Annotated in this window: 27 protein-coding genes; 17 read left to right on the plus strand and 10 right to left on the minus strand. The window is 42.2% G+C overall.

Translation table 11 applies throughout. From position 1 onward, the window contains the following. Window positions 1-195 precede the first annotated feature (195 nt). On the plus strand, window positions 196-1383 hold the full coding sequence (locus MSBRW_RS03745) for a glycosyltransferase family 4 protein (protein ID WP_011305333.1): 1188 nt from the start codon (window positions 196-198) through the stop codon (window positions 1381-1383). Between the two features lie 147 nt (window positions 1384-1530). Here the strand turns inward: MSBRW_RS03745 and MSBRW_RS03750 are convergent, their stop codons facing one another. The 4 genes from MSBRW_RS03750 to MSBRW_RS03765 form a co-directional block, all read right to left on the minus strand. Then, window positions 1531-2166 carry a DUF2150 family protein gene (locus tag MSBRW_RS03750; RefSeq protein WP_011305332.1) on the minus strand — a complete coding sequence of 212 codons (636 nt, stop codon included), beginning with the start codon at window positions 2164-2166 and terminating at the stop codon, window positions 1531-1533. Window positions 2167-2240: 74 nt separating this feature from the next. Next, on the minus strand, window positions 2241-2690 hold the full coding sequence (locus MSBRW_RS03755) for a UPF0179 family protein (RefSeq protein ID WP_011305331.1): 450 nt from the start codon (window positions 2688-2690) through the stop codon (window positions 2241-2243). Window positions 2691-3124: 434 nt separating this feature from the next. Beyond that, window positions 3125-4195 carry an NAD(P)-dependent glycerol-1-phosphate dehydrogenase gene (locus tag MSBRW_RS03760; protein WP_011305330.1) on the minus strand — a complete coding sequence of 357 codons (1071 nt, stop codon included), beginning with the start codon at window positions 4193-4195 and terminating at the stop codon, window positions 3125-3127. 183 nt (window positions 4196-4378) lie between these two features. After that, on the minus strand, window positions 4379-4570 hold the full coding sequence (locus MSBRW_RS03765; RefSeq protein ID WP_155398103.1) for a hypothetical protein: 192 nt from the start codon (window positions 4568-4570) through the stop codon (window positions 4379-4381). Window positions 4571-5020: 450 nt separating this feature from the next. Between MSBRW_RS03765 and MSBRW_RS03770 the strand changes: the two genes are divergently transcribed. From MSBRW_RS03770 to MSBRW_RS03825, 13 genes are all read left to right on the plus strand, one after another. Beyond that, window positions 5021-5878 carry a DUF63 family protein gene (locus MSBRW_RS03770; RefSeq protein WP_011305329.1) on the plus strand — a complete coding sequence of 286 codons (858 nt, stop codon included), beginning with the start codon at window positions 5021-5023 and terminating at the stop codon, window positions 5876-5878. A gap of 78 nt (window positions 5879-5956) precedes the next feature. Beyond that, a complete protein-coding gene (locus MSBRW_RS03775) occupies window positions 5957-6697 on the plus strand; it encodes a stage II sporulation protein M (protein WP_011305328.1) in 741 nt (246 codons plus the stop codon). A 421-nt stretch (window positions 6698-7118) separates the two neighbouring features. Further along, window positions 7119-8282, plus strand: a complete 1164-nt coding sequence (locus MSBRW_RS03780; protein WP_011305327.1) for a formate--phosphoribosylaminoimidazolecarboxamide ligase family protein — start codon at window positions 7119-7121, stop codon at window positions 8280-8282. Between the two features lie 348 nt (window positions 8283-8630). Continuing rightward, a complete protein-coding gene (locus tag MSBRW_RS03785; RefSeq protein WP_048103126.1) occupies window positions 8631-9857 on the plus strand; it encodes a translation initiation factor IF-2 subunit gamma in 1227 nt (408 codons plus the stop codon). Continuing rightward, complete coding sequence (locus MSBRW_RS03790) at window positions 9854-10222, plus strand: DNA-binding protein (RefSeq protein ID WP_011305325.1); 369 nt, start codon at window positions 9854-9856, stop codon at window positions 10220-10222. Before MSBRW_RS03785 ends, MSBRW_RS03790 begins: the two co-directional genes overlap by 4 nt. Window positions 10223-10278: 56 nt before the next feature. Next, window positions 10279-10863 carry a DNA-directed RNA polymerase gene (locus MSBRW_RS03795; RefSeq protein ID WP_011305324.1) on the plus strand — a complete coding sequence of 195 codons (585 nt, stop codon included), beginning with the start codon at window positions 10279-10281 and terminating at the stop codon, window positions 10861-10863. 17 nt (window positions 10864-10880) lie between these two features. Next, window positions 10881-11066 (plus strand): transcription elongation factor subunit Spt4, encoded by a 186-nt coding sequence (gene spt4, locus MSBRW_RS03800; protein ID WP_011305323.1) that lies wholly within the window; start codon window positions 10881-10883, stop codon window positions 11064-11066. Window position 11067: 1 nt separating this feature from the next. Further along, complete coding sequence (locus MSBRW_RS03805) at window positions 11068-11655, plus strand: GTP-dependent dephospho-CoA kinase family protein (protein WP_011305322.1); 588 nt, start codon at window positions 11068-11070, stop codon at window positions 11653-11655. Continuing rightward, window positions 11636-11941 (plus strand): 30S ribosomal protein S24e, encoded by a 306-nt coding sequence (locus tag MSBRW_RS03810; RefSeq protein ID WP_011305321.1) that lies wholly within the window; start codon window positions 11636-11638, stop codon window positions 11939-11941. Before MSBRW_RS03805 ends, MSBRW_RS03810 begins: the two co-directional genes overlap by 20 nt. Window positions 11942-11956: 15 nt before the next feature. Beyond that, window positions 11957-12106 carry a 30S ribosomal protein S27ae gene (locus MSBRW_RS20765; protein WP_011305320.1) on the plus strand — a complete coding sequence of 50 codons (150 nt, stop codon included), beginning with the start codon at window positions 11957-11959 and terminating at the stop codon, window positions 12104-12106. A 377-nt stretch (window positions 12107-12483) separates the two neighbouring features. Continuing rightward, window positions 12484-15525: a tetratricopeptide repeat protein gene (locus MSBRW_RS03815; RefSeq protein WP_011305319.1), complete on the plus strand. Its 3042-nt coding sequence runs from the start codon at window positions 12484-12486 to the stop codon at window positions 15523-15525. 370 nt (window positions 15526-15895) lie between these two features. Further along, window positions 15896-17533 carry a bifunctional N(6)-L-threonylcarbamoyladenine synthase/serine/threonine protein kinase gene (locus tag MSBRW_RS03820; RefSeq protein ID WP_011305318.1) on the plus strand — a complete coding sequence of 546 codons (1638 nt, stop codon included), beginning with the start codon at window positions 15896-15898 and terminating at the stop codon, window positions 17531-17533. Continuing rightward, window positions 17526-18089, plus strand: a complete 564-nt coding sequence (locus MSBRW_RS03825) for an XTP/dITP diphosphatase (RefSeq protein ID WP_011305317.1) — start codon at window positions 17526-17528, stop codon at window positions 18087-18089. Before MSBRW_RS03820 ends, MSBRW_RS03825 begins: the two co-directional genes overlap by 8 nt. A gap of 560 nt (window positions 18090-18649) precedes the next feature. Here MSBRW_RS03825 and MSBRW_RS03830 read toward each other — a convergent pair. Then, window positions 18650-19009: a hypothetical protein gene (locus MSBRW_RS03830; protein ID WP_011305316.1), complete on the minus strand. Its 360-nt coding sequence runs from the start codon at window positions 19007-19009 to the stop codon at window positions 18650-18652. 386 nt (window positions 19010-19395) lie between these two features. Here MSBRW_RS03830 and MSBRW_RS03835 point away from each other — a divergent pair, with 386 nt between their 5' ends. Next, window positions 19396-19995 carry a hypothetical protein gene (locus MSBRW_RS03835; protein WP_011305315.1) on the plus strand — a complete coding sequence of 200 codons (600 nt, stop codon included), beginning with the start codon at window positions 19396-19398 and terminating at the stop codon, window positions 19993-19995. Between the two features lie 176 nt (window positions 19996-20171). On the opposite strand, the gene MSBRW_RS03840 is transcribed toward MSBRW_RS03835, so the two are convergent. Continuing rightward, window positions 20172-20888, minus strand: coding sequence for a cyclase family protein (locus tag MSBRW_RS03840; RefSeq protein WP_011305314.1), 717 nt, complete (start codon window positions 20886-20888; stop codon window positions 20172-20174). 70 nt (window positions 20889-20958) lie between these two features. Further along, the gene (locus tag MSBRW_RS03845) at window positions 20959-21144 is read right to left on the minus strand and encodes a DUF362 domain-containing protein (protein ID WP_011305313.1); all 186 of its coding nucleotides are present in this window, start codon (window positions 21142-21144) and stop codon (window positions 20959-20961) included. Window positions 21145-21277: 133 nt separating this feature from the next. Between MSBRW_RS03845 and MSBRW_RS03850 the strand changes: the two genes are divergently transcribed. Next, the gene (locus MSBRW_RS03850; RefSeq protein WP_011305312.1) at window positions 21278-22339 is read left to right on the plus strand and encodes a radical SAM protein; all 1062 of its coding nucleotides are present in this window, start codon (window positions 21278-21280) and stop codon (window positions 22337-22339) included. Between the two features lie 221 nt (window positions 22340-22560). Further along, window positions 22561-23145 carry a metal-dependent hydrolase gene (locus MSBRW_RS03855; protein ID WP_011305311.1) on the plus strand — a complete coding sequence of 195 codons (585 nt, stop codon included), beginning with the start codon at window positions 22561-22563 and terminating at the stop codon, window positions 23143-23145. A gap of 19 nt (window positions 23146-23164) precedes the next feature. Here MSBRW_RS03855 and MSBRW_RS03860 read toward each other — a convergent pair whose 3' ends face one another. The 3 genes from MSBRW_RS03860 to nadE form a co-directional block, all read right to left on the minus strand. Continuing rightward, the gene (locus MSBRW_RS03860; RefSeq protein ID WP_011305310.1) at window positions 23165-23713 is read right to left on the minus strand and encodes an acyltransferase; all 549 of its coding nucleotides are present in this window, start codon (window positions 23711-23713) and stop codon (window positions 23165-23167) included. A gap of 344 nt (window positions 23714-24057) precedes the next feature. Next, window positions 24058-25191 (minus strand): DUF362 domain-containing protein, encoded by a 1134-nt coding sequence (locus tag MSBRW_RS03865; protein WP_011305309.1) that lies wholly within the window; start codon window positions 25189-25191, stop codon window positions 24058-24060. 200 nt (window positions 25192-25391) lie between these two features. Next, window positions 25392-26384: an NAD(+) synthase gene (gene nadE / locus MSBRW_RS03870; RefSeq protein ID WP_011305308.1), complete on the minus strand. Its 993-nt coding sequence runs from the start codon at window positions 26382-26384 to the stop codon at window positions 25392-25394. Window positions 26385-26416 lie beyond the last annotated feature (32 nt).

The following is a 26416-nucleotide window of genomic DNA, read 5'->3' on the forward strand; positions in this document are numbered from 1 at the left end:
TAAATACACTTTTAATAAAACGGATTAATATACTAAATTAAATATCTGTTATTAATATAAATTATTAATATAACAAGCTAGTAATATGACTGAAGTCAGCAAACTAAATAATGTAATTCTTTTAAAGGCAAGGGGGAGCCTGCATTCTTCTTTACTCCTTAACTCCCATTTTGATAATAAGGGATAAGTGAGCTTATGAAAAAGATTCGAATAGGAATGTTTACCTGGGAAAGTCTGTATTCGATACGTGTAGGAGGTATTTCACCCCATGTATCCGAGCTCTCTGAGGCTCTTGCGACAGAGGGACATGATGTTCACCTTTTTACACGAGACCATGAAAATAAAGATGAGATAATAAATGGGGTTTATTATCACAAAATTGCCTGTGATCAAAGCGGGGGAATCGTTGAGCAGATGAACCATATGTGTGATGATATGTACTGCCGATTCCTCGAGGTGAGAGAAAATGTAGGAGAGTTTGACATCCTGCATGGGCACGACTGGCACCCTGTAAATGTGCTTTGCAGGATAAAAGCCCAGTTTGGACTGCCCTTTGTGCTGACCTTCCACAGTACAGAATGGGGACGTAATGGAAATCATCATGGAGACTGGTGGGAGGCAAAGGAAATCTCACATAGGGAGTGGCTCGGAGGCTATGAATCTTCGGAGATTATCATAACCTCGACCATATTGAAGGAAGAAATCAAGCAAATTTACAAAATCCCTGACTACAAGCTCTGGAAAATCCCTAACGGCATAAACGTGGGAAAAATAAATAGACAGATCGATCCCGGGAATGTGAAAAAACACTATGGTATCCATCCATGTCTTCCAGTGGTGCTTTTCACGGGAAGGATGTCTTATCAGAAAGGGCCTGACCTGCTGGTGGAAGCTGCTGCTAAAGTCCTGAAGAAGAGGAATGCTCAGTTTGTGCTTATAGGCGAGGGGGAAATGCGTTCTCATTGTGAATATCAGGCTCATAGGCTTGGGATTGGAAATTCCTGTAATTTCCTCGGGTATGCTCCGGATAATACTTTGATAGACTGGTTCAATGCCTGTGACCTCGTATGTGTGCCAAGCCGGAACGAGCCCTTTGGAATTGTAGTGCTTGAAGCCTGGGATGCAAAAAAGCCTGTAGTTGCAAGTGATGCAGTTGCCCTTGTAGATAATTTCAGGACAGGCGTCGTTGCACATAAAGAACCCTCTTCGATCGCCTGGGGCCTTAATTACGTCCTTGAAGGTCTTGGCCGCAACCGAATGGGAGAGAAAGGTTACGATCTTCTTAAAAAGCGGTATAACTGGAAAACCATAGCTGAAAAAACTCTTGAAGCCTACAAAAAAGTAATCGAAAAACATGAGACTGCGGCAGGAAAAGTCAGCTGAAGTTCAGGAATTTGAGACGGAAGTGCCCTTAAATTTTAATTTTTAACCATTTTTACTTCTTTTATTTCAAGGTTTACTTCTTATAAATATTTAAAGGACTTCCGCATTCCTAAAAACTGGAAACGGAATCCTTTTTTATAGGATAGTTTAGACGATATCCTCGTCATCCTCTTCATCAAATTCCTTATAGTTGTCGCTCCCTACCATTGCAGCCGAGATGGAATCAATTCCGTCAAGCCATTCTGCGACAATGCCGTAGGGAAGATCTGCCATAACCTCTTCAGGCAAGCTATTTCCTTTCAGCACGAGCGCACCGCATTGTGCAGTATAGTCAAGAGCAAGCTCAAGGTTGTCAGAGGATTCTGCCTCAATGGCTAATTTTACAAGCTCTGCAATATCGTTTCCTTCGTCGTAGTCGCTCATAACATAGCACTCGAAGGCGATAAGAGCCCCCATAAGAGAGGTCTGGACAGAGTCGATCATAAGGTTGATATCTTCAGAAATTGGCTCGACCTCGGAAAGTACAATGTCCCGGATCTCGGCCAGGATCTCCAGAGACTTTTCTCTGGAGAGCATACCTTTATCAAAGCGTGCAACCACTTTCAGGCAGGCCAGAATCACATCATCAACCATATTTACGAATATTGCACTTTCCTTTCCAGCTTCTTCTTCCGACTCCTTTATCTGGAAACCGCTCTCTCTTGCCCGTCCGAGCCAGTTTTCCCAGCGCTTTTGGGTATAAAATTCATAGGGGGGGACCTGGTTCATTTCTTGTTCAGGCACTTATAACACCGCTTCTTACCTTTTTTATTTATTGATAATCGATCTTACTATTACTAAAATGTGTTTGTTTACATTCACCAGGACAATTTCACTTTTTTCAGGGAATAGTTTGCTTCGCACTTGGAATCAAGGTTTTCGAGAACTTCTACAATTTTGCATTTATCGCCTCTTGAGAGTCCCTCAGGGTGGCAGATCTCATAAATCTCACATTCTCTCTTACCACATTTTGGAGGCTCATACATGATCTTTGCCCCGTCGACTGCTTTTCTTGACTCCAATGTGGTCAGGATAGGTGCCTTGCTTACATCTACGGCAACCACGCCGCTATCATGCAGGAAACATTCGTGGATGTCTTTATTCCTGATTCTTTCGACTCTGTACCTGCGTCCGGGTTCAAGGTTAAGACAGGTATTTTTTAGCCGGCATTTCTTACATTCGGGCATCTCACCTTTAAATATGAATTCCAGTCCTTCTCTTGCAAGTCGTGATCCGATAAGTGTTATTTTGGTATCGCTTTCTGTCATAATAATTCTTCCTTTTAATTGTTTTTGGGCCTGTGCCCCGTTATCGGGGTCACCTTAAGCTTATTCCGAGATAATTTGAAGTTCAATATCGGGTTTGATTTAAGATAATTCTTTAATGGGAATTAAGTAATTCTTTAATGGGAATTAAGTAATTCTTTAATGAAGTTAAGTGATTACTTGATTGGAAAGTTAAGTGATTACTTGATTGGAAAGTTAAGTGATTACTTGATTGGAAAGTTAAGTGATTACTTGATTGGAAGTTAAGTGGTTGTCTACTAGACATTAAATGGTTGCCTGATTGGAGATTACTTGACTTCATATTTGGGTTCTTTTTAACCGGATATATGATGTTAGATTTCTGAGTTGGATCATGCCTTAAACTCCAATATCTTGAGGAGGCATCCATTCTTGGTAGCCTGAATATGAATGACTTTTCAATTTATGACTTTTGTGATTCTTGCAACTTTCTCAGCAGCAGAAGGATTAAGGCCGCTCCCAAGAATTGTATAACGTTCAGGGCGAATGCTGTGTGCATGTAACAGGGCTTCAATTATATACCTATCTTCTATACCCAGTTCTTCGGCAGTTACAGGAGCCCCTATCTTTTTTAAGGCTTCCCTGATTTCTTGCCAGTTTCCCCCGTGGAGGTACATCATCATAATCGTCCCTACTCCACATTGTTCTCCGTGAAGTGCGGGTTTTGGAGCTATCTTATCAAGGGCATGGCTGAACATATGTTCCGAGCCTGAAGCAGGTCTTGAAGAACCTGCGATACTCATCGCAACCCCGTTCGATACAAGAGCCTTTACCACAAGCCTTGCCGAGGTCTCGTGCTCGGGTTTAATCGAATCCGCACATTCAATAATAACTCGGGCAGCCATACGGGAAAGGGCTGCAGCATATGCCCCAAAATATTCATTCCTGAGTCTGCTTGCAAGTTCCCAGTCAAGCACTGCCGTATAATTGGAAATTATATCTCCACAGCCAGCCGCAAGAAAGCGGAAAGGGGCTGCTGAAATAATCTCCGTATCTGCGATAACGGCAATAGGAGCCTGGGCCTGTGCAGACGTACTTCTCCCATTATCTACAATTGAGGCACGGGAAGATGCAATGCCATCGTGGGAAGCCGCAGTCGGCACGCTAATAAAAGGAAGTTCAAGTCGGGTCGAAGCAAGTTTTGCAAGGTCAATAGACCTGCCGCTTCCAACCCCTATGAGAAAATTAGTCTCGACTTCAAGGGCCTTTTCCATAACCTTTTCAACCTCTTCCTTAGTAGCTTTGCACGTCAGAACCATTTCTGCACTACAACCTGCACTCTCAAGGAGGTTACTGACTCTCTTTCCTGCAATATTATTTGTAGTACTTCCGGTTACGATCAGCGCATTTCCTTTCATTTTCAGGTCCCTGCAGACATCTCCAATTTCCTCAAGCACGCCATGCCCAACAAGAACATCTCTGGGAAGCTGCATCCATTTTGCGCTGTTTTTGTTAATGGTCAATTTCATACCTGCATCAGTATTCGATTACGATAGATTGTAAATTGGCTCTTATAAACCCGAATATACGTACGAAGTCATGAGTTTAGATTATCAGCAGACTGCGGCATATCAGGTATATTCAATACGTTAACTCATTAACTTAATTCCTTATAATTCTAGTCTGGAATATGTCTCAAGTCAGAGATCTTGTTAATATTTTAAAATGTTTTCAGGTTTAATATATTGTTTTAAGTGTTTTTCATATTTAATATATTGTTTTAAGTGTCTTTCAGGTTTTATATATTGTTTTAAGTGTTTTCCATGTTTAATATATTGTTTTAAGTGTTTTCCATATTTAATATATTGTTTCACATGTTTCTCAGGTTTAATATATTGTTTCACATGTTTCTCAGGTTTAATATACTGTTTCAAGTATTTTTTTGATCTAAAATCTTATTCCGAGCTCTTATTTCAAGTGTATTTAAGGTATGAGATCTCAAAACTCATAATTTATAATTCTTTACTCAGAACTTATTTAAGACTATTTCCATGTTTATATTAGAATAATCTTTATGTTTACATCATTATAAATTCTCTATTCTTACCGCTATATATGTATGACAATTATGCCAGGATATTACACATAATTATAAAAATACCGTAATACATTAAAGCTTATATAATATTGCTAACGCTTATTGGGTGGGACCCTTTGGAAAGAAATATCTTACATTAGAACGAAGATCGTGCACCGGAGAAGAATAATACCCTCTTGACTAAGAAAGTAAGTTCGGCGTATACATTGTAATTATTGATTGTATTAGGATATTGCCATTTTGAATGAGTGATAAGATGAGTTTTTCAATAGATAATATCTCACAGTTTATTAATACCTATTATCTTGACCCCATAAGAGGTGATGAAGGGTATAATACTGTAAATACCGTTACCTGGGCAATAATATTGGGTATTTGTATATTTGGGGTTTTCAGGCTGCTCGAAAAGCTTGAGGTAAAAATAACTCCTCGATTTATTGCGTCTGTCCTGCCTTTCGTACTTGCAGGGTCTTCTCTGCGTGTAATTGAAGATTCTCCTGCAGGTATCTTCCACCCACCATTTAGCTATCTTCTCATAACCCCCAATATTTACTTCATGGTTTTTGCGATAACCGTAGGTTGTCTCTGGATTTCAATCCGGATGCAGAAAGCAGGGCTTGTAAAGGATTTTCATCTCACCTTTGCAGGCTTCGGACTCGCATTGTTTTTCATAAATCTTGCTGTCCTCCTCCATTTCGATACTATAGTATACCCTTACGTTCCCGTATTCGTAATCGTGGCAGGAATCGGTCTAACCTTTATCTTTTATCTTATTGCCCGTCATTTCAAGTCCTCAATATTCACCAATCCACTGAACCTTTCTATCCTGATGGCTCACTTGATGGATGCTTCTTCAACATACATAGGAATAGATCATCTTGGATACTTTGAAAAGCATGTAGTGCCCACTTATCTTATTAACTTGACTGGCACCGCATTGGTTATGTATCCATTAAAGCTTATTATCTTCGTAGGGGTTCTTTATGTGCTTGACACTCAGTTTGAGGATGACGAGCGTTCCTTGAACTTGAAAGTACTAATAAAAATGGTCATTTTGATCCTTGGGCTTTCTCCTGCAACTCGGAACACGATCCGGATGATGATGGGAATTTGAGACAAAAAGATATTTGGCAGGCGTCATATTTATTTGGAACAGGATTTAATAAGCTGAGAATTACTGGTGGGGATAGGTATGGAAAGAGATGATGATTATAATCCAGATGAGATAAAAGAAGGTGTACAGGCTGCAGGAACTCCTGAAGGGGAGATGGAAAACAGGGAATATGCTGCAGAAGAGAAAGAGTTCTTTCCCGGAAGCAGCACGTCGGAAACATGGCACGATAGCGGAAAAGACCCAAAAAAAGGGTTTAAATATCTGCAATTTATCTGGCCCTATGCACTTCTTATGGCCTTTATATTTTTTGTATTTTTAGTTGTAGGCTATTATTCGGCTGCAAGTTTCCCTTATATGGCTGAGACTCTCAGAGAAAGCTTTAGCTCCCGTTTTTCATCAATCATGACAATGATCCCTCTTTTCATAATGTTTGCAATTTTTCTTAATAATGCCTTTTTAAGCCTGCTTTTTCTAGTACTCGGGCTGGCTCTGGGAATTCTTCCATTACTTTTTATCGCCTTTAATGGATATGTTGTGGGAGTTGTTGTTTATCTTATAGCTCAGGAAAGAGGAATGCTTTTTATTTTGCTTGGTCTTCTTCCCCACGGGATACTGGAATTGCCTATGGTTTTCCTTTCTGCAGGCATAGGTCTTCGGCTCGGATACCAGGTATTTTCTGCCCTTATAGGGAGACCCACCAATATAAAAAGAGAATTCAAAGAGGGACTTACGTTTTATTTCCACTGGATCTTGCCTCTTCTTCTGGTTGCAGCCATAATTGAGACTTTTATTACGCCTATTATCCTTAATTCGATTTAAGAAAGTGTCAAAAACTATGGAAACTCAGAGCCCGGAAAAACGGGAAAGTATCAAAAACTGAAGGAAACTCAGAACTGAAACCAACGGGAACGTGTCAAAAATAGAGGAAGCTCAGAATCTGAAAATCAACGGGAAAGGTTCAGATATCTGTTCTGGCCTAACTTTTTCTGGCTTTAGAGCTTTCTTGCTTTCTTTCATTATATAAATGATTACTTATATTAGAAAGGGATTTTATAGGTAAAAGCCATTAATGGGGAAAACCTCTCAGGATTTTTACTTTACAATACCTGGTATATAGTCGTGAGACCTGCATTTCGAGGGATCTCCATCGAGTAGTAGGTTTCAAAATCATACCTATTAAAGTCATACCTCTTATCATTTCATTGAAAGTAATTATTTCCAAAGCCAAGGAACATTAAATATGATTGACAGGAACGAAATTAAGGAAATCGTTGAAGGCTACTACACCCACGCTGATAAGATAAAAGTCGGAACTATAGGCTCTCACTCAGGTCTCGATATCTGTGACGGGGCAGTTGAAGAGGAATTCAGGACTCTCGCTGTATGCCAGGCTGGCAGGGAAAAAACATACAGTGAATACTTTAGGGCTCAGAGAGACCTTTCTGGAAAAGTAAAGAGAGGGATTGTTGACGAGGCCATTGTTTTCAAAAAGTACAACGAAATTCTCCTGCCTGAAAACCAGCAGAAACTGGTTGATGAAAATGTGCTTTTTGTTCCGAACCGATCCTTTACTTCCTACTGCAGTATAGATGAGATCGAAGAGAACTTCAGAGTGCCTCTTGTGGGAAGCAGGAACCTTCTCCGGAGCGAGGAACGTAGCGAGCAACAGAGCTATTACTGGATTCTGGAAAAAGCAGGACTTCCTTTTCCGGAAAAAATCGAGTCTCCAAAAGATATCAATGAGCTTGTAATGGTCAAGCTCCCGCATGCAGTAAAAAAACTCGAACGGGGATTTTTTACCGCTTCAAGTTACAGAGAATATACGGAGAAATCCGAGGCTCTAATTAAGCAGGGAGTTATCACACGTGAGGCCCTTGAGAATGCAAGGATAGAGCGCTATATCATAGGTCCTGTATTCAACTTTGATATGTTTTATTCCCCAATCGAGCCGAAAATGAGCAAACTGGAACTTCTTGGGATTGACTGGCGCTTTGAGACCAGCCTTGATGGACATGTAAGGCTTCCTGCTCCGCAGCAAATGTCCCTGGCCGAAAGCCAGCTAACTCCCGAATACACGGTATGCGGGCACAATTCTGCAACTCTGCGCGAGTCCCTTCTTGAAAAAGTGTTCAAAATGGGTGAAAAATATGTAGAAGCTACCCAGGAATATTATGCTCCGGGAATTATAGGACCTTTCTGCCTGCAGACCTGCGTTGATAAGGATCTTAACTTCTACATTTATGATGTGGCCCCAAGAGTAGGCGGCGGTACCAATGTTCATATGTCAGTAGGTCATTCTTACGGCAACTCGCTCTGGAGAAGACCAATGAGTACAGGAAGAAGACTGGCCTTTGAGATCAAGCGCGCCCTCGAACTGGAGAAGCTTGACGCTATCGTCACATAAATTTATTAAGGCTTTCCGGCATTAGTAGATATTAACTATGCAGGATACCGTAAACTTTAAATGTATCACCTGAATCTGCAAGCTTTAAATCGTGATACGAAAACATACTAATAGAATTTACCCAGAATCCCAATTCAGGAAATCCAGACTAAGAACTGGGCCGGGGAATATTTCCGTTCCCCTAAACCGCTTTAATTCATAATTGCATTTTAAATTACAGACCAGATGAGTTAAGGGTTGGAATCTGCGGACCTACTGAATAAATAATTTCAAATTTTATGGTTCAGGTTTAGAATGATAGACCTGCCTTATATCGGATCACTTTACTTTACTGGAGGAAATTACAACTTGAGTCAGCCTTGTGTTAATATCGGCATGGTAGGACATGTCGACCATGGAAAAACCACACTTGTTAAAGCTTTATCAAGCGTTTGGACAGATACACATAGTGAGGAAGTAAAAAGAGGGATTTCTATCAGATTGGGGTATGCAGACTCCCTATTCATGAAATGTCCCAAATGCCCTTCTCCCCAATGTTACACTGTAGAGAAGACCTGCCCTAACTGTGGAGAAAAGACTGAAGAACACAGGATGGTGTCCTTTGTGGATGCTCCTGGACACGAAACCCTGATGGCTACTATGCTATCAGGTGCTGCTATTATGGATGGGGCAGTACTGGTAATTGCAGCAAACGAAGACTGCCCGCAGCCTCAGACAAAAGAACACCTTATGGCACTGGATATTATAGGGATTAAGAATATTGTTATAGTGCAAAATAAGATTGACCTTGTATCCAAAGAACGCCTTCTCGAGAACTATCGCCAGATAAAGGAATTTGTTAAAGGCACGGTCGCAGAGAATGCACCTATAATCCCGATCTCGGCTCAGCAGAACATTAATATCGATGTCCTTATCGATACTCTGGAAACTGTGATCCCTACTCCTGTCCACAAAGTAGACAAGCCTGCCAGCATGTTGATTGCCCGTTCTTTTGATATTAACAGGCCAGGGGCTTCAATTGCGGAAATGCGTGGAGGAGTTATCGGCGGAACTCTGACCGAAGGAGTCCTTCATCCCGGAGACGAGCTGGAAATAAGGCCAGGAATTAAGGTTACAACCGAAGGCGTTACAAGATGGGTTCCGATTAGGACAACGGTTTCGTCTATCTTTGCAGGTGAGACAAAGGTAGAAGAAGCAACTCCCGGAGGCCTTTTAGCTGTTGGAACTTATCTTGACCCTACCCTGACAAAAGGTGACTCTTTAACAGGACAGATTGCAGGCGTACCTGGTACACTTCCTGAGACCAGACATCAGTTCGTCATGGAATTACATCTGCTCGAGAGGGTAGTGGGAGTTACAAGAGAAGAAAAAATCAATGAAATCAAAACCAGCGAACCTCTTATGCTCAATATAGGAACTGCAACCACAGTTGGAGTGGTTACAAGTGCCAGGAAAAATGAAGCACAGGTGGCCCTTAAACGCCCAATTAGCGCAGCCATCGGGTCAAGGGTTGCTATCAGCAGGAGAATCGACTCTCGCTGGCGGCTTATTGGAGTAGGGGTAATTAAGAGTTGAGAGTTATAATTGATACTAATGGGTTCATGATCCCGGTCCAGTTCGGAGTGGATATTTTCGAAGAACTGAAAAGGCTGGGATTTGACGAATTTTTTGTGCCTGAGGCTGTAGTATTCGAGATAGAAAAACTCATAAAGCGGGAAAGAGGTTCGGACAGAACAGCTGCAAAGGTTGCCAGGTCCATGATGGACAGATGCGAGCGTATAACTCCTGCTTCAGGCCCTGCAGATGATGTAATTCTCAGGCTGGCAACGGAAATGGAAGCAGCTGTTCTGACAAATGATATCGGGTTAAAGCGCAGGCTTGCCGAAAAAGGAATTCAGACCATATCCCTGAGACAGAAAAATAAACTGGACTTTGTCTGAACCATGTTATTTTACCGGGCAGCATTAAATTGATTGTTTTTACGGGTGATTAGCAGATGTATAAAATGATGAAGCTCGTTGATACGGTCCGTATCCCTCCTACCCTTTTAGGGGAAGAGGTAACACAAACTGTTAAAAACGCGTTAAGAGAAAAACTCGAGGGCCAGGTTGACAAAAAACTTGGGTCCCTTGTCGCGATTTGCAAGATAGTCGAGATAGGGGAGGGTCATATCCTTGTAGGAGATGGAGCAGTATATTACGATGTTACATTCGAAGCAATAATGTTCGTGCCTGAGTTACAGGAGATTATTGAGGGTGAAGTTGTTGAAACCGTTGGTTTCGGAGTTTTCGTAGGGATGGGACCAATGGATGGCTTGCTTCACGTCAGCCAGATTACGGATGATTTTATTTCATACGACGCCAAGAATGCAAGGCTTGTAACAAAGAACGGAGGCAAATCCATTGCTGAAGGTGACCATGTAAGGGCCAGGGTTGTCGCTGTAAGTATTAACGAGAGGGAGCCTAAAGAAAGTAAAATCGGCCTTACTATGCGCCAGACTGCTCTTGGAAAGCTACAATGGCTCGAAGAAGCTCGTAAAAAGAAACAGTCTCATGAGGCTGTTCCTGAAGGAGCTGCCTGAAAAGGAAGAGGATTTGTATGGCAGAAAAAGTATGTCGACATTGCATGAGAGTCCTGGAAGGACAAAACTGCCCAATCTGTGGGACTTCGGACCTTGCAGAGGAATGGAGTGGGCTTGTAATTATCCTGGACCCTGAACGCTCAGAAATAGCAAAAAAGCTTGGGGTTGACATTCCGGATAAATTTGCTTTGAAGGTGCGCTGATTTGAGTGTTCATATTGAGCTTCCAAGAGAGCTTCGTCCACTGATGAAGAAGCCCCTGGGTACACTTTACAGGGGCAAGGGCAGGGATACTATAGAGAAGTTTGCAGGGGAGCTTGGAAGCCCCACAAAACTTATATCCGTAGGGGATGTTACTACCTTCCACCTGCTTGAGGTCGGGATTATTCCGGATATTTGTATTGTGGACAACCGTACCAAAAGAAAGCCGGTTTCCAGTGATGTCTCAGCCCGGAATATGGACAAGGTTTATAGTGAAGTATCTGTGGACAACCCTGCAGGAATTATTACCGATGAGTTAATTAAAACCCTTTGTGAGGCGTTTGCTTCCGAGAAGCCTATCAGGATCTTTGTAAGGGGAGAAGAGGATCTGGCAACCCTTCCTGTAATCCTTCTGGCTCCTCTGGATGCTGTAGTCCTGTACGGACAGCCCGATGAGGGTGTGGTCTTTGTGAAGGTCACTGAGGAGAAAAAAGGGGAGATAAGAACTCTCTTTGAGAAACTCATCAGCAAAAATCAGAATTACGAATTGGATAAGCTACGGAGAATTTTAGATGGACATAAGAATTCTTAAAGACAAGAATAATGCACTTTTAAATCGAAGGGAACTGGATTTCATTGTGAAATATGAAGGTTCGACTCCTTCCAGAAATGACGTCAGGAATAAACTCGCTGCAATGCTGAACGCCCCTCTTGAACTGGTGGTAGTCCAGAGACTCAAAACCGAATACGGAATGCAGGAAGGCAAGGGCTATGCCAAAATCTATGAAAATGCCGACCGTATGAAGGACGTAGAACTGGAATACGTCCTGAAGAGAAACGTTGCCCCGGGAATGGAAACTGAGGGAGAAGAGGCTTAAGCGAGGTGTATACATATGGCAGTAAAAGATTACTATAAAGTCCAGGGTGACTCCGTAACCAGAATCAAACAGTTCTGTCCCAGATGTGGACCAGGTACATTCCTCGCTGATCACAAGAACCGCCTAACTTGCGGAAAATGTGGTTATACCGAGTTTAAGAAGTAATCTACTTCATAAATTGATCTGACTCTTTTTCAATCCAAGCCGCAGGAAATTGCCTGCGGTTCTTTTCACTTCCGAGTTCCGTCACCCGAGTCCCGTCTCGGGAGGACGGTGCCCTTTTCGCTTACTTCGTTCGCTCAAAAGGGCTGAATTATAATGAAGATATTTAGCTGAGCCAAGAGGGCTAATTTTTTTGCATTGAATATCTTTTTATTATAAACTATCCAGGCTTAACGGTCCGGTCTTGAGTTTAAAGGAGCCGGCGAATTCTTGGAAACTAAATCAGTAACTATCTTCTGCGCCCGTATTTATAATAGGCATCGTATATAATTACATGAATTTTAAATTAGCTAAATTTTACTCAAAGATTCCGAGGGCTTATGAATTCTCTTTATGCCAGAGCCTGGTACAGTAAAGCTCTTGCTTTTTTGAACTTGAAAAACCAGATAGGTGCAGAGAAAAATTTTGAGAAGGCGCTTGAGGCTTTTGATGCCGTACTTGCGGTCAATCCTGAGGATAGCGTCGCCTGGCAGTACAGGGGAAATATACTTCGCTATCTGGACCGTCCGGAAGAAGCCTTGCAGGCTTTTGAAAAGGCACTTGATCTTGATCCTGACAATATTCCTGCACGATACCTCAAAGGGCTTACCTTCGGATACCTTAACCTGACAGAGCAGGCTCTTGAGGCTTTTAATGGCGTGCTTGGGAGAGATGAAAAGCACATCGGTGCTCTGTATTATAGCGGGCTTGCTTTAAAACAGCTCACACGAGACGAAGAAGCCCTTGAGGCTTTCACCAGAGCAGCTGAGTTTAATCCCGAAAACTCGAAGGCCTGGTACTATAGAGGGGTAATTCTATCCGCATTTGGGAGAAATGAAGAAGCTCTCGAGGCTTATGGAAAAACCCTGAAGCTAGAACCTTTGCATTCAGGGGCATGGGAAGGTGAGGCAAAAGCATACCTTGCTTTGAGCAGAAGGAGAGAAGCTTTGAGAACCTGTGCAAAAGCTCTGGAACTCGAACCCGCGTCTGCTGCGGCCTGGGAAACTCAGGGTAGAATTCTCAAAGGCATGGGAAAGAAAGAGGAAGCACTTTCAGCTTTCGAAAAAAGCCTTATCCTTGAGCCAGGAAACACAACAAACAGGCTAGAAAGGGGCAGGCTTCTAGGACAGCTTGGTAGGCCCCTGGAAGCTCTTGACTCGTTTGAAAGTGTACTTGAACTGGACAACTCTATTATAGAAGCAAAAGTCGGCAAAGGAAAAGCCTTGCTGGTGCTTGGAAGATACCAGGAATCTCTTGATGCTTTCAGGAAAGTTCTTGAGCCTGAGCCTTTAAGTTCAGAGGGATGGAAAGGAATAGGCAACTGCTTTCTAGCTATGCGGAGGCCTCATGAAGCTTTGCAGGCTTATGAAAAGGCCCTCTCCTCCGGAACTGAAAATTGCGGCATTTTGAGTGGTCTTGGAGAAGTATATTATACGCTTGGTGATTATTCAAAAGCTCTTGAAAGCTTCGAAGAGGCTCTCAGGCTTGATTCCGAAAATCTTTTTGCGTGGAATGGAAGGGGAAATGCATTCTATAAGCTTGGGAGATACGGTGAAGCTCTTGAGGCCTATGAGACTCTTCTCGAACTTGATTATGAAAGTCTGCCTGCACGATATAATCGAGGTGTCACTTTTTCCCAACTCAAACATCAGGACACAGACTTTGAGGAAGTTCTTGGAAATCGGCTCCAGACAGCTTTTATAAAATATCTGGAATTGTCTGGAAGGCTTCCTGAAGGAGAAATTGGGGGTGAGAGCTGGAAGTACCGGGGTTTTGCTTTTGCCGAGTTGGGAGATTATAGTGAAGCTCTTAAAGCCTTTGAAAATGCCACAATAAATGGATCTGAAAGCTCTTTTCCCAGGGTTTGCAAAGGAATCACTCTTCTCTGCCTTAAAAATTATGAAAAAGCTCTGGAAACGTTTGAAGATGCCGAAAAGGATCTTTGTGCAGCCGTAGAATCGGAGAAAGTCATCAAAAGTGGGAAGTACAAAGAACCTGGGAGTTTAATACCTGATGAACTAAATTTCATACTGGAGATTCTTTTGAATGCTAAAGGGCTTACTCTGGATGCCCTTAGCAGGTATCAGGAGGCTTTAACAGCTTTTGAGGGTGCCAGGAAACTTTCTGATGCTGAGAATATTGCATGTTCTGGAAAAGGCCTGGTTTTTGCGCACTGTGGAGAGTGGGGAAAAGCTCTGAAAGCATTTGATAGAATTCTTACCCACGATCCTAAAAATACCCAGGCTTCAGTCATGAAAGCTTTTGCCCTCATAAGGTTGCAGGAGTTTGATAAAGCTATTTCAGTCCTCGAGGAACTGACAACTGACGAGATTAACTCAGATTTGCCTTCGTGCCTGCTGGGCTTTGCCTGTTTCAGGCTGGAAGATTTCGAAAGAGCACTCAAGGCATACAGGAAAGCAATCGATATAAATCCAAAAAATTCTCACGCAAGAAATGGGCTCTCAGAGCTTTACTTCAGGCTTGGGGACAGCAGGGGTGCATTAAAAGAACTTGAAGCTTCGATTGCAGAAGCCCCAGAGAATTCATTCTCAAGAAACCTGAAAGGTCGGGTAGAACTTGAAGAGCAGGCATGTGAGGAAGCACTTGAGTCTTTCAGGCGAGCTCTTGCCCTGGATTCGGAAGACCAGAGACTGCTGCTCTGGGATGTGTACGCAAGGTATATGTATGCAGAGGCCTCTTTTGAGGAAAATAGCGCACGTTTCAGGCATATGCTCCTTGCAGCTGCAGGAAAACTTGAAAAAGCAGCCATCTGGCAAAGGTCCGAAGATAATGAACTGAAAGCTTACGCCCTTTATTTTCTGGGGCTTTTTTACTGTCGAGCGCATTACTTCCGAAAAGCCGCCGATAGGCTTAACGAATGCCTGAGCTTGGATCCTCCAGCCGAAGTAAAAAAGCCTGCAGACTTGCTCCTTATAAATCTTCGTACAGGCCCTCTGAAACCTACCTGGTGGAAATGGTGGCTTGATGCAAAAACAAACCACCTGCTTAAAAAGCTTAGTTTCTGGTTAATTTTCCTTATTATATTCGGTCTTCTGCTGTCCCATCCGGCAGCGTTATCCCTTCCAATTATCTCCTGGCCTGCGGTTTATATAAATCACCTTTTTTCTCTCACAGGGAATATTTCATGGCCGGTTTACGGTAGAGAATACATGGTCTTTATCCTGTTTTTAGTTTTCATCCTGCTCCTGCCCGGTTTCAGGCAAGGCAGACCAAGTGAAGAAGAACTTGAACCTCTTACACCTCCATACCCTGATCTCGATATTCCTGAATCCATAATTGAGGAGTTTGGTGAAAAGCTCAAAAAAAGCCTGTTCTCTCCTGAACCTATGGAAGAAAGCGTGAGTAAACTCGGAGATTTTTGAAGCGAGATTTTTGAAGCTCTGGAAAAAAGTAAAAGTCCGCTTGAGCGAGCGAAATGAAATCTATGAATTCTATAAATTAGCCCTCTTGAGCGAAGCGAAAAGGGCTTCGTAATGTTGCGATTACATCGCAACTCCCAGAAACTCTACGATTTTCTGTGATCCTGAAGCGAAACTCGGGTGACGGAACTCGTGCAGCTAAACTTCTGTGTTCATAAATTAATCCGCTTGAGCGAACGAAGTGAGCGAAACGGCCCCGTCCTCCCGAGACGGAACTCGGGTGACGGTACTCGGAAGATGCAAACGTATATAAGTTCTCTCCTGTATTATCGAAGGCAGTGACAGCAAAAAGGACTGGAAGGAGACCGTAAGCTTGAAAAACACGTTCATCCTTGGAATCGAGGGCACTGCCTGGAACCTGAGTGCCGCAATCGTGACCGAAACCGAGATTATTGCCGAGGTCACAGAGACCTACAAACCCACGGCCGGTGGGATTCACCCCAGGGAAGCAGCCCAGCATCATGCAAAGTACGCAGCCAGCGTTATAAAAAGGCTTCTTGCAGAGGCAAAAGAGAAGGGAGTCAAGCCTTCAGATATTGACGGGATAGCTTTTTCCCAGGGACCTGGGCTTGGGCCGTGCCTGAGGACGGTTGCAACGGCAGCCAGAATGCTTTCCATATCCCTTGGCATTCCACTTATAGGTGTCAACCACTGCATTGCTCATATTGAGATTGGGATCTGGAGAACTCCTGCAATGGACCCTGTCGTTCTTTACGTAAGTGGGGCCAATTCTCAGGTTATTTCCTATATGGGAGGGCGGTATAGAGTCTTTGGGGAAACCCTGGATATAGGGCTTGGAAATGCCCTTGATAAATTTGCGCGAGGGGCTAACCTACCGCATCCCGGAGGGCCAAAGATTGAGGCATACGCAAAAAACGCAACGAAATATATCCATCTTCCTTATGTGATAAAAGGCATGGACCTTTCCTTTTCCGGACTTTCCACGGCAGCCAGTGAAGCCTTGAAAAAAGCTCCTCTTGAAGATGTCTGCTATTCTTACCAGGAAACAGCTTTTGCAATGGTTGTTGAGGTTGCAGAGCGAGCACTTGCTCACACCGGAAAAAAAGAAGTCTTGCTGGCAGGAGGAGTTGGGGCGAACACAAGGCTCCGGGAAATGTTAAATGATATGTGCGAGGCCAGAGGCGCGAAGTTCTATGTGCCCGAAAAACGCTTTATGGGAGATAACGGGACAATGATCGCATATACTGGGCTTCTAATGTATAAGTCCGGAAACACTCTTTCCCTTGAAGATTCTCGCGTAAATCCCAGTTACCGGACTGATGATGTGAAAGTGACCTGGATCCAGGAAGAAAAGATGAAAAGAGTTCCTGAAATTTCCCCCGGAACTTCCCTCAAGCTTGGGGAACTGCTGGACAATGGAGCCGAGGCTATTGTTTACCTGGAAGAAGGGCCTGAAGGGAAGAAAATACTTGTTAAGGAAAGAGTCCCGAAGGCTTACAGGTATAAAGAGATTGATGAGAGGATCAGGACTGAAAGAAACCGGACAGAAGCCCGCTTGATGTCTGAATCTCGACGCCATGGGGTTTCTACGCCGATTATCTATGATGTGGAAGATTTCAAGCTTAAGATGCAGTATATTGATGGTGTCCCCATAAAATACCTGGTTACTCCTGAGCTTTCAGAAAAAGTAGGAGAACTTGTAGGAAAACTACACAGTGCGGGTATAGTACATGGGGACCTTACGACCTCAAATATCCTGCTTGCAGGCGAGAGACTTTATCTCCTTGACTTCGGGCTTGCTTATTACGACAAAGGACTTGAGGCCAGAGGGGTAGACGTCCATGTACTTTTCCAGACTTTTGAGAGTACCCACCGCAATCATGAGGCCCTTATCGAAGCTTTCAAAAAAGGGTACCGGAGAACTTTTATAGATTCAGAGGATGTACTCACGCGTGTTGAAGAGATAAAAAAGAGGGCTCGTTATGCATAAAGTCGTGTTTGTTACAGGAAATAAAGGCAAATTTGCCGAGGTAAGGGACATCCTCAAGACTTTTGAACTTGAAGTAGTTCAGGACAAAAACGGCTACCCTGAACTTCAGGAGGACGACCTTGAGCCCATTGCGGCCTATGGGGCACAGTATGTTGCAAACAAAATGAACATGCCTGTAATGGTAGATGATTCCGGGATTTTCATAAAAGTCTTAAACGGCTTTCCAGGCCCATATTCTCGTTTTGTAGAGGATAGGCTCGGAAATCCGAAAGTGCTTAAGCTCATGGAAGGGGAAACTGACAGGACAGCGTATTTTAAGACCGTTATCGGATACTGTGAGCCTGGAAAAGAACCTCTGGTTTTCCCAGGTGTAGTTGAAGGGGAAATCGCGTATGAAGAGAGGGGTACAGGCGGTTTTGGGTACGACCCTATTTTTGAGTACCAGGGCATAACCTTCGGGGAACTCGGAGATGTTGAGAAAAATAAAGTTTCCCACCGACGCAGGGCCATTGACAGTTTTCTAGAATGGTATAAGGGTAAACTTGAAAAAACCTGACAGTAAGATTTGACAGTAAGACCTGGCAAAACTTAACAGCAAGAATTAGTAAACTGCAACCACAGAAAATCCGACTTTAAAGATCTGACAGTAAGGTTTGACAGCAAGTCTACATTAAGATTTGACAGCAAGTCTACAGTAAAAATTAATAAACTGCAAATGCAGAAAAATTGACTGGAATGGATTGTTTATATGAAGAAGCGTAAAACCCCTGTGTCTTTAGCTCAGGGAATATAAGCGTCAACTTCTCCTCTATTCTTTTCAGTATTCTTTAACTTCATTATAGACCATCGGATAATTTAATATTAGATTCAGGTATATGAAAACCAGGCAACTTTTTTCCAAGTGTCTACATAAGGCTCATTAGGCCGTAGAAAAACCTTCGACTCTAGCTTGTAACTACGTAAAGCCGAAACGAGAGAAAGAGCGAGACTCGGTACGGATGGTTCAGCCGGAATCAAAGCCTTTGGAGATGCCGATGGTCATTTATGAATTCGGAAGCCGCTAAGTCTTTAGCTTAGTGACAGTTCAGATTAATCCTTCCCTTTTCCCACGCTGACTCATTCTTTCAGTTTATCTTTAAGTAGGCTAAGAGCTACACTGAGCTGGTTTAGACCCAGTTTCAGGGCAATAGTTATAATCCTATTGTTCGAAATATTGCTAAACTCTCTTTTGATTGCAAATAAATCCATAATGCACTGCTGATCCAAAACGAGTGGCCCATCAAGCAGGTCTTTTGAGGTCGAATTCGGCTTTTGACCTTTGAACTCAACTTTCCTTTGCCCTATATTTATTCCACTATCCGATTTTGCAGTTCTTCCTGCGGCCTCAGGCCGTTCTGTCTTTTCTCCATAGAGGCATTCCATTTGCTGGAGACAGTGAGTCAGGCAAACACTCCTTATAAACTCTTCAACTTCCATACCACTGATGCCTGCATATTTCTTTATTTCAGCAAGCTGCTCTTCCGTAAAAGGTATACAGAGCAGATTTTCGTTGCATTCTTCTTCTATCCCAAATCCTCCATGTATTTTTCATTGTCTCTTGATCTTCTGTATTTAATTCTTTGGTGATTTATTCCTTTCTTCTTTGTTGTTTATGTTTTAATCTATTCTTTATCCTTCAAGTTTTCCTTTTATTTTGTTATTCTCAAAGTTGTCTTTAATCAAAAAGAATGTTAATCAAAAAGAATGTTAATCAAAAAGAATGTTAATCAAAATTTGTCCATTGTCAAACTGATCTATTAACCAATGAGATCTGTTAATTCCTAGGCAAATTTTTTTATTATGTGCGACATGTTACCTCTTGTATGAGAAATCTTGCTTCCGATACCACTGCTGCAGATACGATTCCTCTAAAACTCGTTGTGTATCTAGGTCTGCTTGCAGTTGTTCTAATTTTGGCGGTTCAGGCCTGGCATACCGTGAGTCCTGTTCTGGAAGAGGCGCAGATTAAATCTCAGGTTGAAGACGCTTCTCTGTCTATCCATTCAATTCAGGAAGGATATGCCAGAGATTCTGCTGAGAGTCACAGTCCTGAAGGGATAATGTGTACCCTCAAGTTTTCCTTTCCTGCTTCAGTCAGGTATATTAGCTTTGGAGTGGATCCTGATCCCGAATGTAATGGGCAACTGCACGATTCAGAATGGGTTCTTGAAAACAACACTATTATCTACCAATATAAAAACGGAGTTAAAAAGAGATTATTTCTTGAAGGAAAGCCGGTACACTTTATAAAAGGCGAGCAGGATTCTGAAGGAATATGGATGCCTTCAGGGAGCCAGGAAAATTCTCTGACGCCTTTATCTCTTGAAAAAACGGGAGTTGTAATTGAGTACCCGGTTTCAGGAGAATTTGTGTTGGAGCTAGTCATGCAGAACGGGATAAGGTATTCCATGTCTCATTTTTGAAGGAGACCAGAGAGTTCAGAAACAAAAGATCAAAAATAGGAAATTCAGAAACAAAAGATCAAGGTTAAGATATCAAGATTAAGATGCCAAGGTTAAGATGTCAAGATTAAGATGTCAAGATTAAGATATCAAGATTAAGATATCAAGATTAAGATATCAAGATTAAGATATCAAGATTAAGTAACTAACAAGGTTCTTGCAGGTGCGCCGTCGCAACCTTCAATTTTGAGGGGCAGGCAGATGAAGAAATAGGTCCCGGCTTCTATAGAGCTGAGTTCAAGGCATTCTACTATGTTAACATTACCTGAAAGAAGGATGTGATGCGCAGGTAGAGTTTCGGAATAAAAATTATCCACCGAAAAACTATCAATCCCGATCGTCTTGAAGCCGTTTTCTAAAATCCAGGCTGCTCCGCTTTCGTCAAGGTATGCAGAGCCAAATTTTTCCTTCTCGAATTCCATGCTTTGAGGGTCTGACTCTTCGCCAGGGAAACTAACCTTACCTGCGTTTCCTTGTTTCCGGGAAAAAACTCCTGTCTTCAGAAGTAGGATCGGGATATTTTCAGGAGCTTCCATTTTCCGGAAGGCTGTTTCAAGAATGCCAGCAGTCAGTTCCCCTGATAGTGATGAAAAGTCGAGAATAAGGGCTGTACCCATGAGGTTTTTGAGTTCCAGTTTGTCAATAGTCAGTCCATTTTTCAGGATATGAGAAGGAGCATCAACATGGGTGCCGGTATGACTTCCAAAACTTAACTTTGAGACAGCACAGCCTTTTTCTTCAAGAGTGCAGACCTTTTCTATTTCAGGTATTGGGTCTCCAGGAAAAATCTGCGTAAAAGGGGAAATCGGAGTTGTAATATCTATAATTTTTCCATAAATTGAAATCTTATTCACCTCAACTGGAATCCCTTCACTCTAATAGAAATTCCTCTGCATCAATAGTAATTTTTCCTATGTTAACACTTTATTCCATATAGATGATGGCCTTGTTCGTACATACGTCTATGCATTTCATACAACGGGTGCACTTATCTTGATCTATTTTTGAAAGCTCGTTTTCCTCATAAATTGCGTCCACAGGGCAGACATCTTTGCATTTCCCGCACCTTTTGCAGCCGAAAACCACGACGTATCCATTTTGTTCTGACATCAGTGTACCTTTAGCACCTTATGATTATATCAGTTTCTGAGAAAAGATCCTTCTTTATAAAGGTATCGCCATACATTCCATCTGGAGCCAAAAACAAGCCTTATATATAAAAAAAGAATATTCAAGTCCAGGTATGGAAAAGTTCACTGAAGATGAAACCGGCTCTTTTTCTAGTTATCTCTCTGAAGGGTGCAGACTTTGCCAGAAGGGCGCCAAAATGGTCCTTTTCGTAACCGGTCTTTGCTCCAAGAGCTGTTTTTACTGTCCGCTTTCTGATGAAAGGCGAGGAAAAGACCTTGTTTTTGCTAATGAGAGGCTTATAAACAGCGATGAAGATTTACTGAAAGAAGCTGAGCTTATGAATGCTCTTGGGACAGGAATTACAGGCGGAGAGCCCTTGCTGAAGCTTGAAAGAGTCCTGCATTACATCCGAATGCTCAAAGCTTCTTTCGGAATAGAGCACCACATTCATCTCTATACTTCCCTGGCTCTTGGCAGGAAGATCCTTGAAAAGCTTGCAGATGCAGGACTTGATGAAATCCGTTTTCATCCTCCTCATGAATGCTGGAATGATCTTAAAAATAGTCAATACGCAGATTCTCTGCAAAACGCAAAGGAGCTTGGAATCGAAGCCGGAATTGAGATTCCTGCCCTTGAAGATGCAGAAAAAGTTGCAGCTTTTGCGGAAGAAATGGGAGTTTTCCTTAACTTAAATGAACTGGAATTTTCTGATAATAACTCCGAAGCCCTGCTGAAAAATGGCTTTTGCCTTGAATCTGACACGTCCAGTGCGGCTGCAGGTTCCTGTAGATTTGCCGGAATTGCCTTTGTAAACTGTAAAAAAGCCCATTTTTGTTCCTCAATTTATAAGGATGCAGTCCAGCTCCGCAAAAGATTTCAGCGGATCGCAAAGAATACTGCAAGAGAGTTTGACGAAATCACAGACGACGGCACTCTGGTGTATGGGGTAATTGAAGGGGGAGACCAGGAACTTGCAGAAAAAACTTTGCAGAACTTGGAAATCCCATCCGAACTGTTTGAACTAAAAGACGGGAAAATCGAGATCGCCTGGTGGGTACTTGAAGAGTTAAAAGAAGACATTAAAGAAGAACTGGAACCTTCCGGGTCAAGGCTTACTATTATTGAAAGATACCCATTCGAAGATGGAATGCTTGTTGAACTAATTCCTCTTTAAGCTAATTCCTCTTTAAGATAGTCTCCGGACAAATAAGCGGGCAAGGAAAAATTCTTTCCTGAATTCATGAGGCGTTTTTGAAGTTAATTAGCTCCTGTAAATATCTCTTTTATGGAGAAATATTTCTTGCACATTAAATTTAAAAAATTTTAAATAGTTTAAAAATCAATTCTGTCTAAATCTAAAAATCATTACCTTTAGAAAATCCTAAGTGTTTTCTTATGCCTTACCCGGTTGTACATGTGCTATTCTTCGTATTCTGTATAAGTGCAGTAGCAGTCTTTGCTGCTACCAGATCATTTTTTCGAGGAGAACTCTCTCTTAAGGGTTCAACGCATTTAATTTTTCTGCTGTTCATAGGCAGTATCTGTTCCTTATTCCCGGATATTGTGATCATTCACAGCCTGTTTGTAAGCGGTACTATGGAGCATTGCTGGGCCGGTCCCATTCCAACCCATTCACTTTTATTCAGTCTTCTCGCAGTCCTGTTCGGGATCGTTGCAGGATACGCTAAATACAGGGAGCCTGGCAGGGCAATGTATCTTGGACTTTTTGCAGAGGCTGCATTTTCTTCACACCTGTTGCTCGATGACATTAGTGAAGGCGGGTGTGAGTACCTTTATCCATTATACGAGAAAAAGATCAGTGTATTTTCAATGATGGACATAGGTTTTCGGGGAACCGGAATTTTTGATTACTTGATGGCATCTTTTGTATCGGTCTTTTTTGTTTGGTCCATAATAATGATGGCACTCTTTGCCCTGAGTAAGTACGGTTTTGAGCTAAACTACAAAGAAGAAAAATAAAACAGTGAAGATATTAAAATCAGGTTTTAAGTTCTCCTACATCTTCAAGTTTTTTGATAACCCTTGCAGGATAACCCAGGGCAAGACTATTTGGAGAGATATTACGGCTAACTACGGATCCAATACCTATTATTGAGTTATCCCCGATTTCAACACCCTGCGTGATTATACATCCTGGATTTACAGAGACTCCACGTCCTATTTTTATGGGAGCCATAGTTCTCGGATATGCCTGTCTTGTAGTCAAACTTCCTCTCGTATGTGCAGATAATATGCATTTATCGCCAATTTCCGAGTAATCCCCTATCGTAATTAATTCAGGGTGTATCCTGTCAAAAACCACATCATAGCCGACATATACATTCTCCCCGATATTTACACCCCGCATTCTGTGCAATTTAGCTCTCCAGGAAGGAACTGGAGCGCTTGAAGCAAGCCGTTCTAGAATCCAATTTTTAAAATATTTAATGCCAAAAAGAAGTTTATTACTGTGATAATGGTCCGCAATTTCGCAAAAGGTTACCTGATCTCTATTAGACACTACAGCAGTCGTACGAATACCCCCCATTTCCCTATATATTTTTTATACTATTTTCTTGTCTATACTATTTCCTTATCAAATTATTTTATATCGTTTCTCTCTCACATTGTTTGTAATGTTTTTATCAGATTTTTTATATTTATATTTTCATTGGCATTTTGATGGATGACTAAATTTCTATAGTCATATTTAATTAATTTTGACACTACTACTCTGCTGAATACTGGTGTCGAGTAAACCTCAAAATGTCGTATAGAATCGATTGCAATTATTCGGAATCATTGAATTCCTGATGATTGGCTCAACCTAGTTTCCGGGATACTTGATAAACAAATTTCCAGACGACTTTCTTGTTAACCGCAACTCTCTCTTTAACTTTTGCCTCTGCTTACAAGCTTCATAAGCAGTGATTTTTTTAATTCTACCGCATCATTAGGGCAAAGTTCGCGGCAGCAATAACAGTGAATGCACTTTTCCTCGTTAATTTTGAGTGTTCGGTTTATTTCCTCTATGGCATGTGCCGAACAGTTCGAAACGCAGGCTTTACAAAGTGCACAGTTTGAAGTGTTAATAATTGGTCTTACAGCTAACTGCTTTCTAAGGATTCTCATAAGGAAAGCTGGCATGTAAGCAGTTATTCCACCTTCAGGGCTTTTGAATCTGACCTTTATCTTTTCCAGAGGTACTCCTATAATTTCGGGATGTTCGGTTCCGAAACCTCTTTCGAGTGCAGCTTTATTTGTAGGGACCTTTAAAGGATCGATTCCTATAAGCTCAGAGGCTACAATATCCAGGGCTACACAGTTATAACTTGCCATAATTACACCTGCAAGGACAGGTGTACCATTGGATGGGCCATTTCCTTCCATTCCGATTACCCCATCCATAACTGCAAGCTGGGGCTTGACAACAGAATATATATCCACAACCGCTTCCCCAAAACGGCGGCGGTCTTCCAGGAAATGAGCTTGTTTTCTGGTTTTCTGAGGTATGGCGCCGAAGAAATTTTTGATTGCCCCCGTATACAATGTAAGTTCATGGGTCTTAAGCTTTGGAAGCGAGATTACTATATCTGCCTCAAGTACAGCTTTTGAGATGTACAGATGAGAAAACTGCCTTGCGCCCGGAACATCAACTTCAATAAAACCTGAGGTCTCAAAATTGATAAGTTCAACCCCATGATCGGAAGCAACATCCTCAATGCCGGACGCTTTAAGCGCTTGCGAAGTTGTAGTAGTTCCGGGTTTTACAATGCCGGACCCATCTCCTATGACTGGAATGCCTCCAGCTTCCAAGACCAGTTCGCACATAGCGGACACTATCGCCGGATGGGTGGTGACGGCATCCTCTGGTGGTCGGATAGAAAGCACATTGGGTTTGAGGAGCACGCGGCTGCCAGGAACTATAACCTTCTCAAGTCCACCTATCAGGTTCAGTGCTTCTTTTACTGCTTTTTTAGCATCCGAGTAGTCCTGGCATTCAACAATTGAGACCTTTGTATTCATATTCACACTTTTGGATTCGTGATTAAGTTTATTCTCACAATGATATTATGTGAAAGTACTCTGCCAGAAAGGCTTCTGGCAGTTTATAGGCAGGTAGTTGCTCCGGAGAAAGTTCTGTCTCGATTTTAAGCAAAGATCTGAAATTCTGATTTTAGCTGTATTTTAGCCGGTATAACTTTTTCTACAGGCGTTTTTGCAATTTACCTGTTAATGTAGCAAACAGGCGGCGCGGCTCGTATATATTCTGTAGTATCTTTTATTCTACTGATGTGCCTCTGGACTTTTTCTATTGTCTCTCTGGGCAGACCGGTGTTCTTTTCAATTACTTGCAGGGGCAACTGGTGCTCCTGGGCATACAGTAGCTGATCCATTATCTGAATCGGCATACGCCAGTAGAATTCCTCATCAGTTGTGTAATGGTTCCAGGTATCAGCACTTGGAGGGCGTTTTATTATCTCTTCGTTAACATTGAGCAGCTTCCCCAGAGCATAAACCTGGACTTTGTAGCAGTCTGACAGAGGTTCTAGATCTACGCCCCCATCTCCATATTTCACAAACTGGCCAAGGACCATTTCGGTCTTGTTGGTCGTACCGCAAACTGCGTAATTCATCGTTTCAGCACACATATATTGAACGAGCATTCTGGATCTCTGTTTAACACCCTGCAATCCTATCAATTCCAGATAGTCGTTTGCTTTTAACCTGTGTCTTGCGACGATTTCACCATTTTTTACCAGGTGTATATAAGGAACATTTAGCAGGCCAGTGTTAAGGAAATCAGGCAGTGCCAGCGACGTTTTATGTATTCTGGCATCATACTCAGGGCAGGTTCTCTTTATAATCTGTTCTTTCTTATCATAGATATTAAGCGATCTCAAGATTGGAGAGATAGGCACTTCTTCATACGACACACCAAGGCTTTCACAGATCTCCGCTCCCAAGGCCTTGCTGGAAGGGGCAGATTCCTCTTCAGGAAGGAGAAGTCCATATACTTTTTCTTTTCCGAGTTCCTGTACACATAGTGTAAGTATTACGGCTGAGTCAATTCCTCCCGAAACCCCTATAACAACTCCTTTTTTCTTAAAACTCGCTACCTGGTCTCTAATAAAACCCCTGAGCTTTAAAGCTATATTCCCAATATTTCCATTGAGTTCTTCTATTATATTTATGCTCACTTCTTCTGCGATTTGCATAATATTGCCCCCTTAAATAATCAGATTTTAGA

The sequence above is a fragment of the Methanosarcina barkeri str. Wiesmoor genome, assembly GCF_000969985.1.
In the GTDB taxonomy this organism is placed as follows: Archaea; Halobacteriota; Methanosarcinia; order Methanosarcinales; family Methanosarcinaceae; genus Methanosarcina; species Methanosarcina barkeri_B.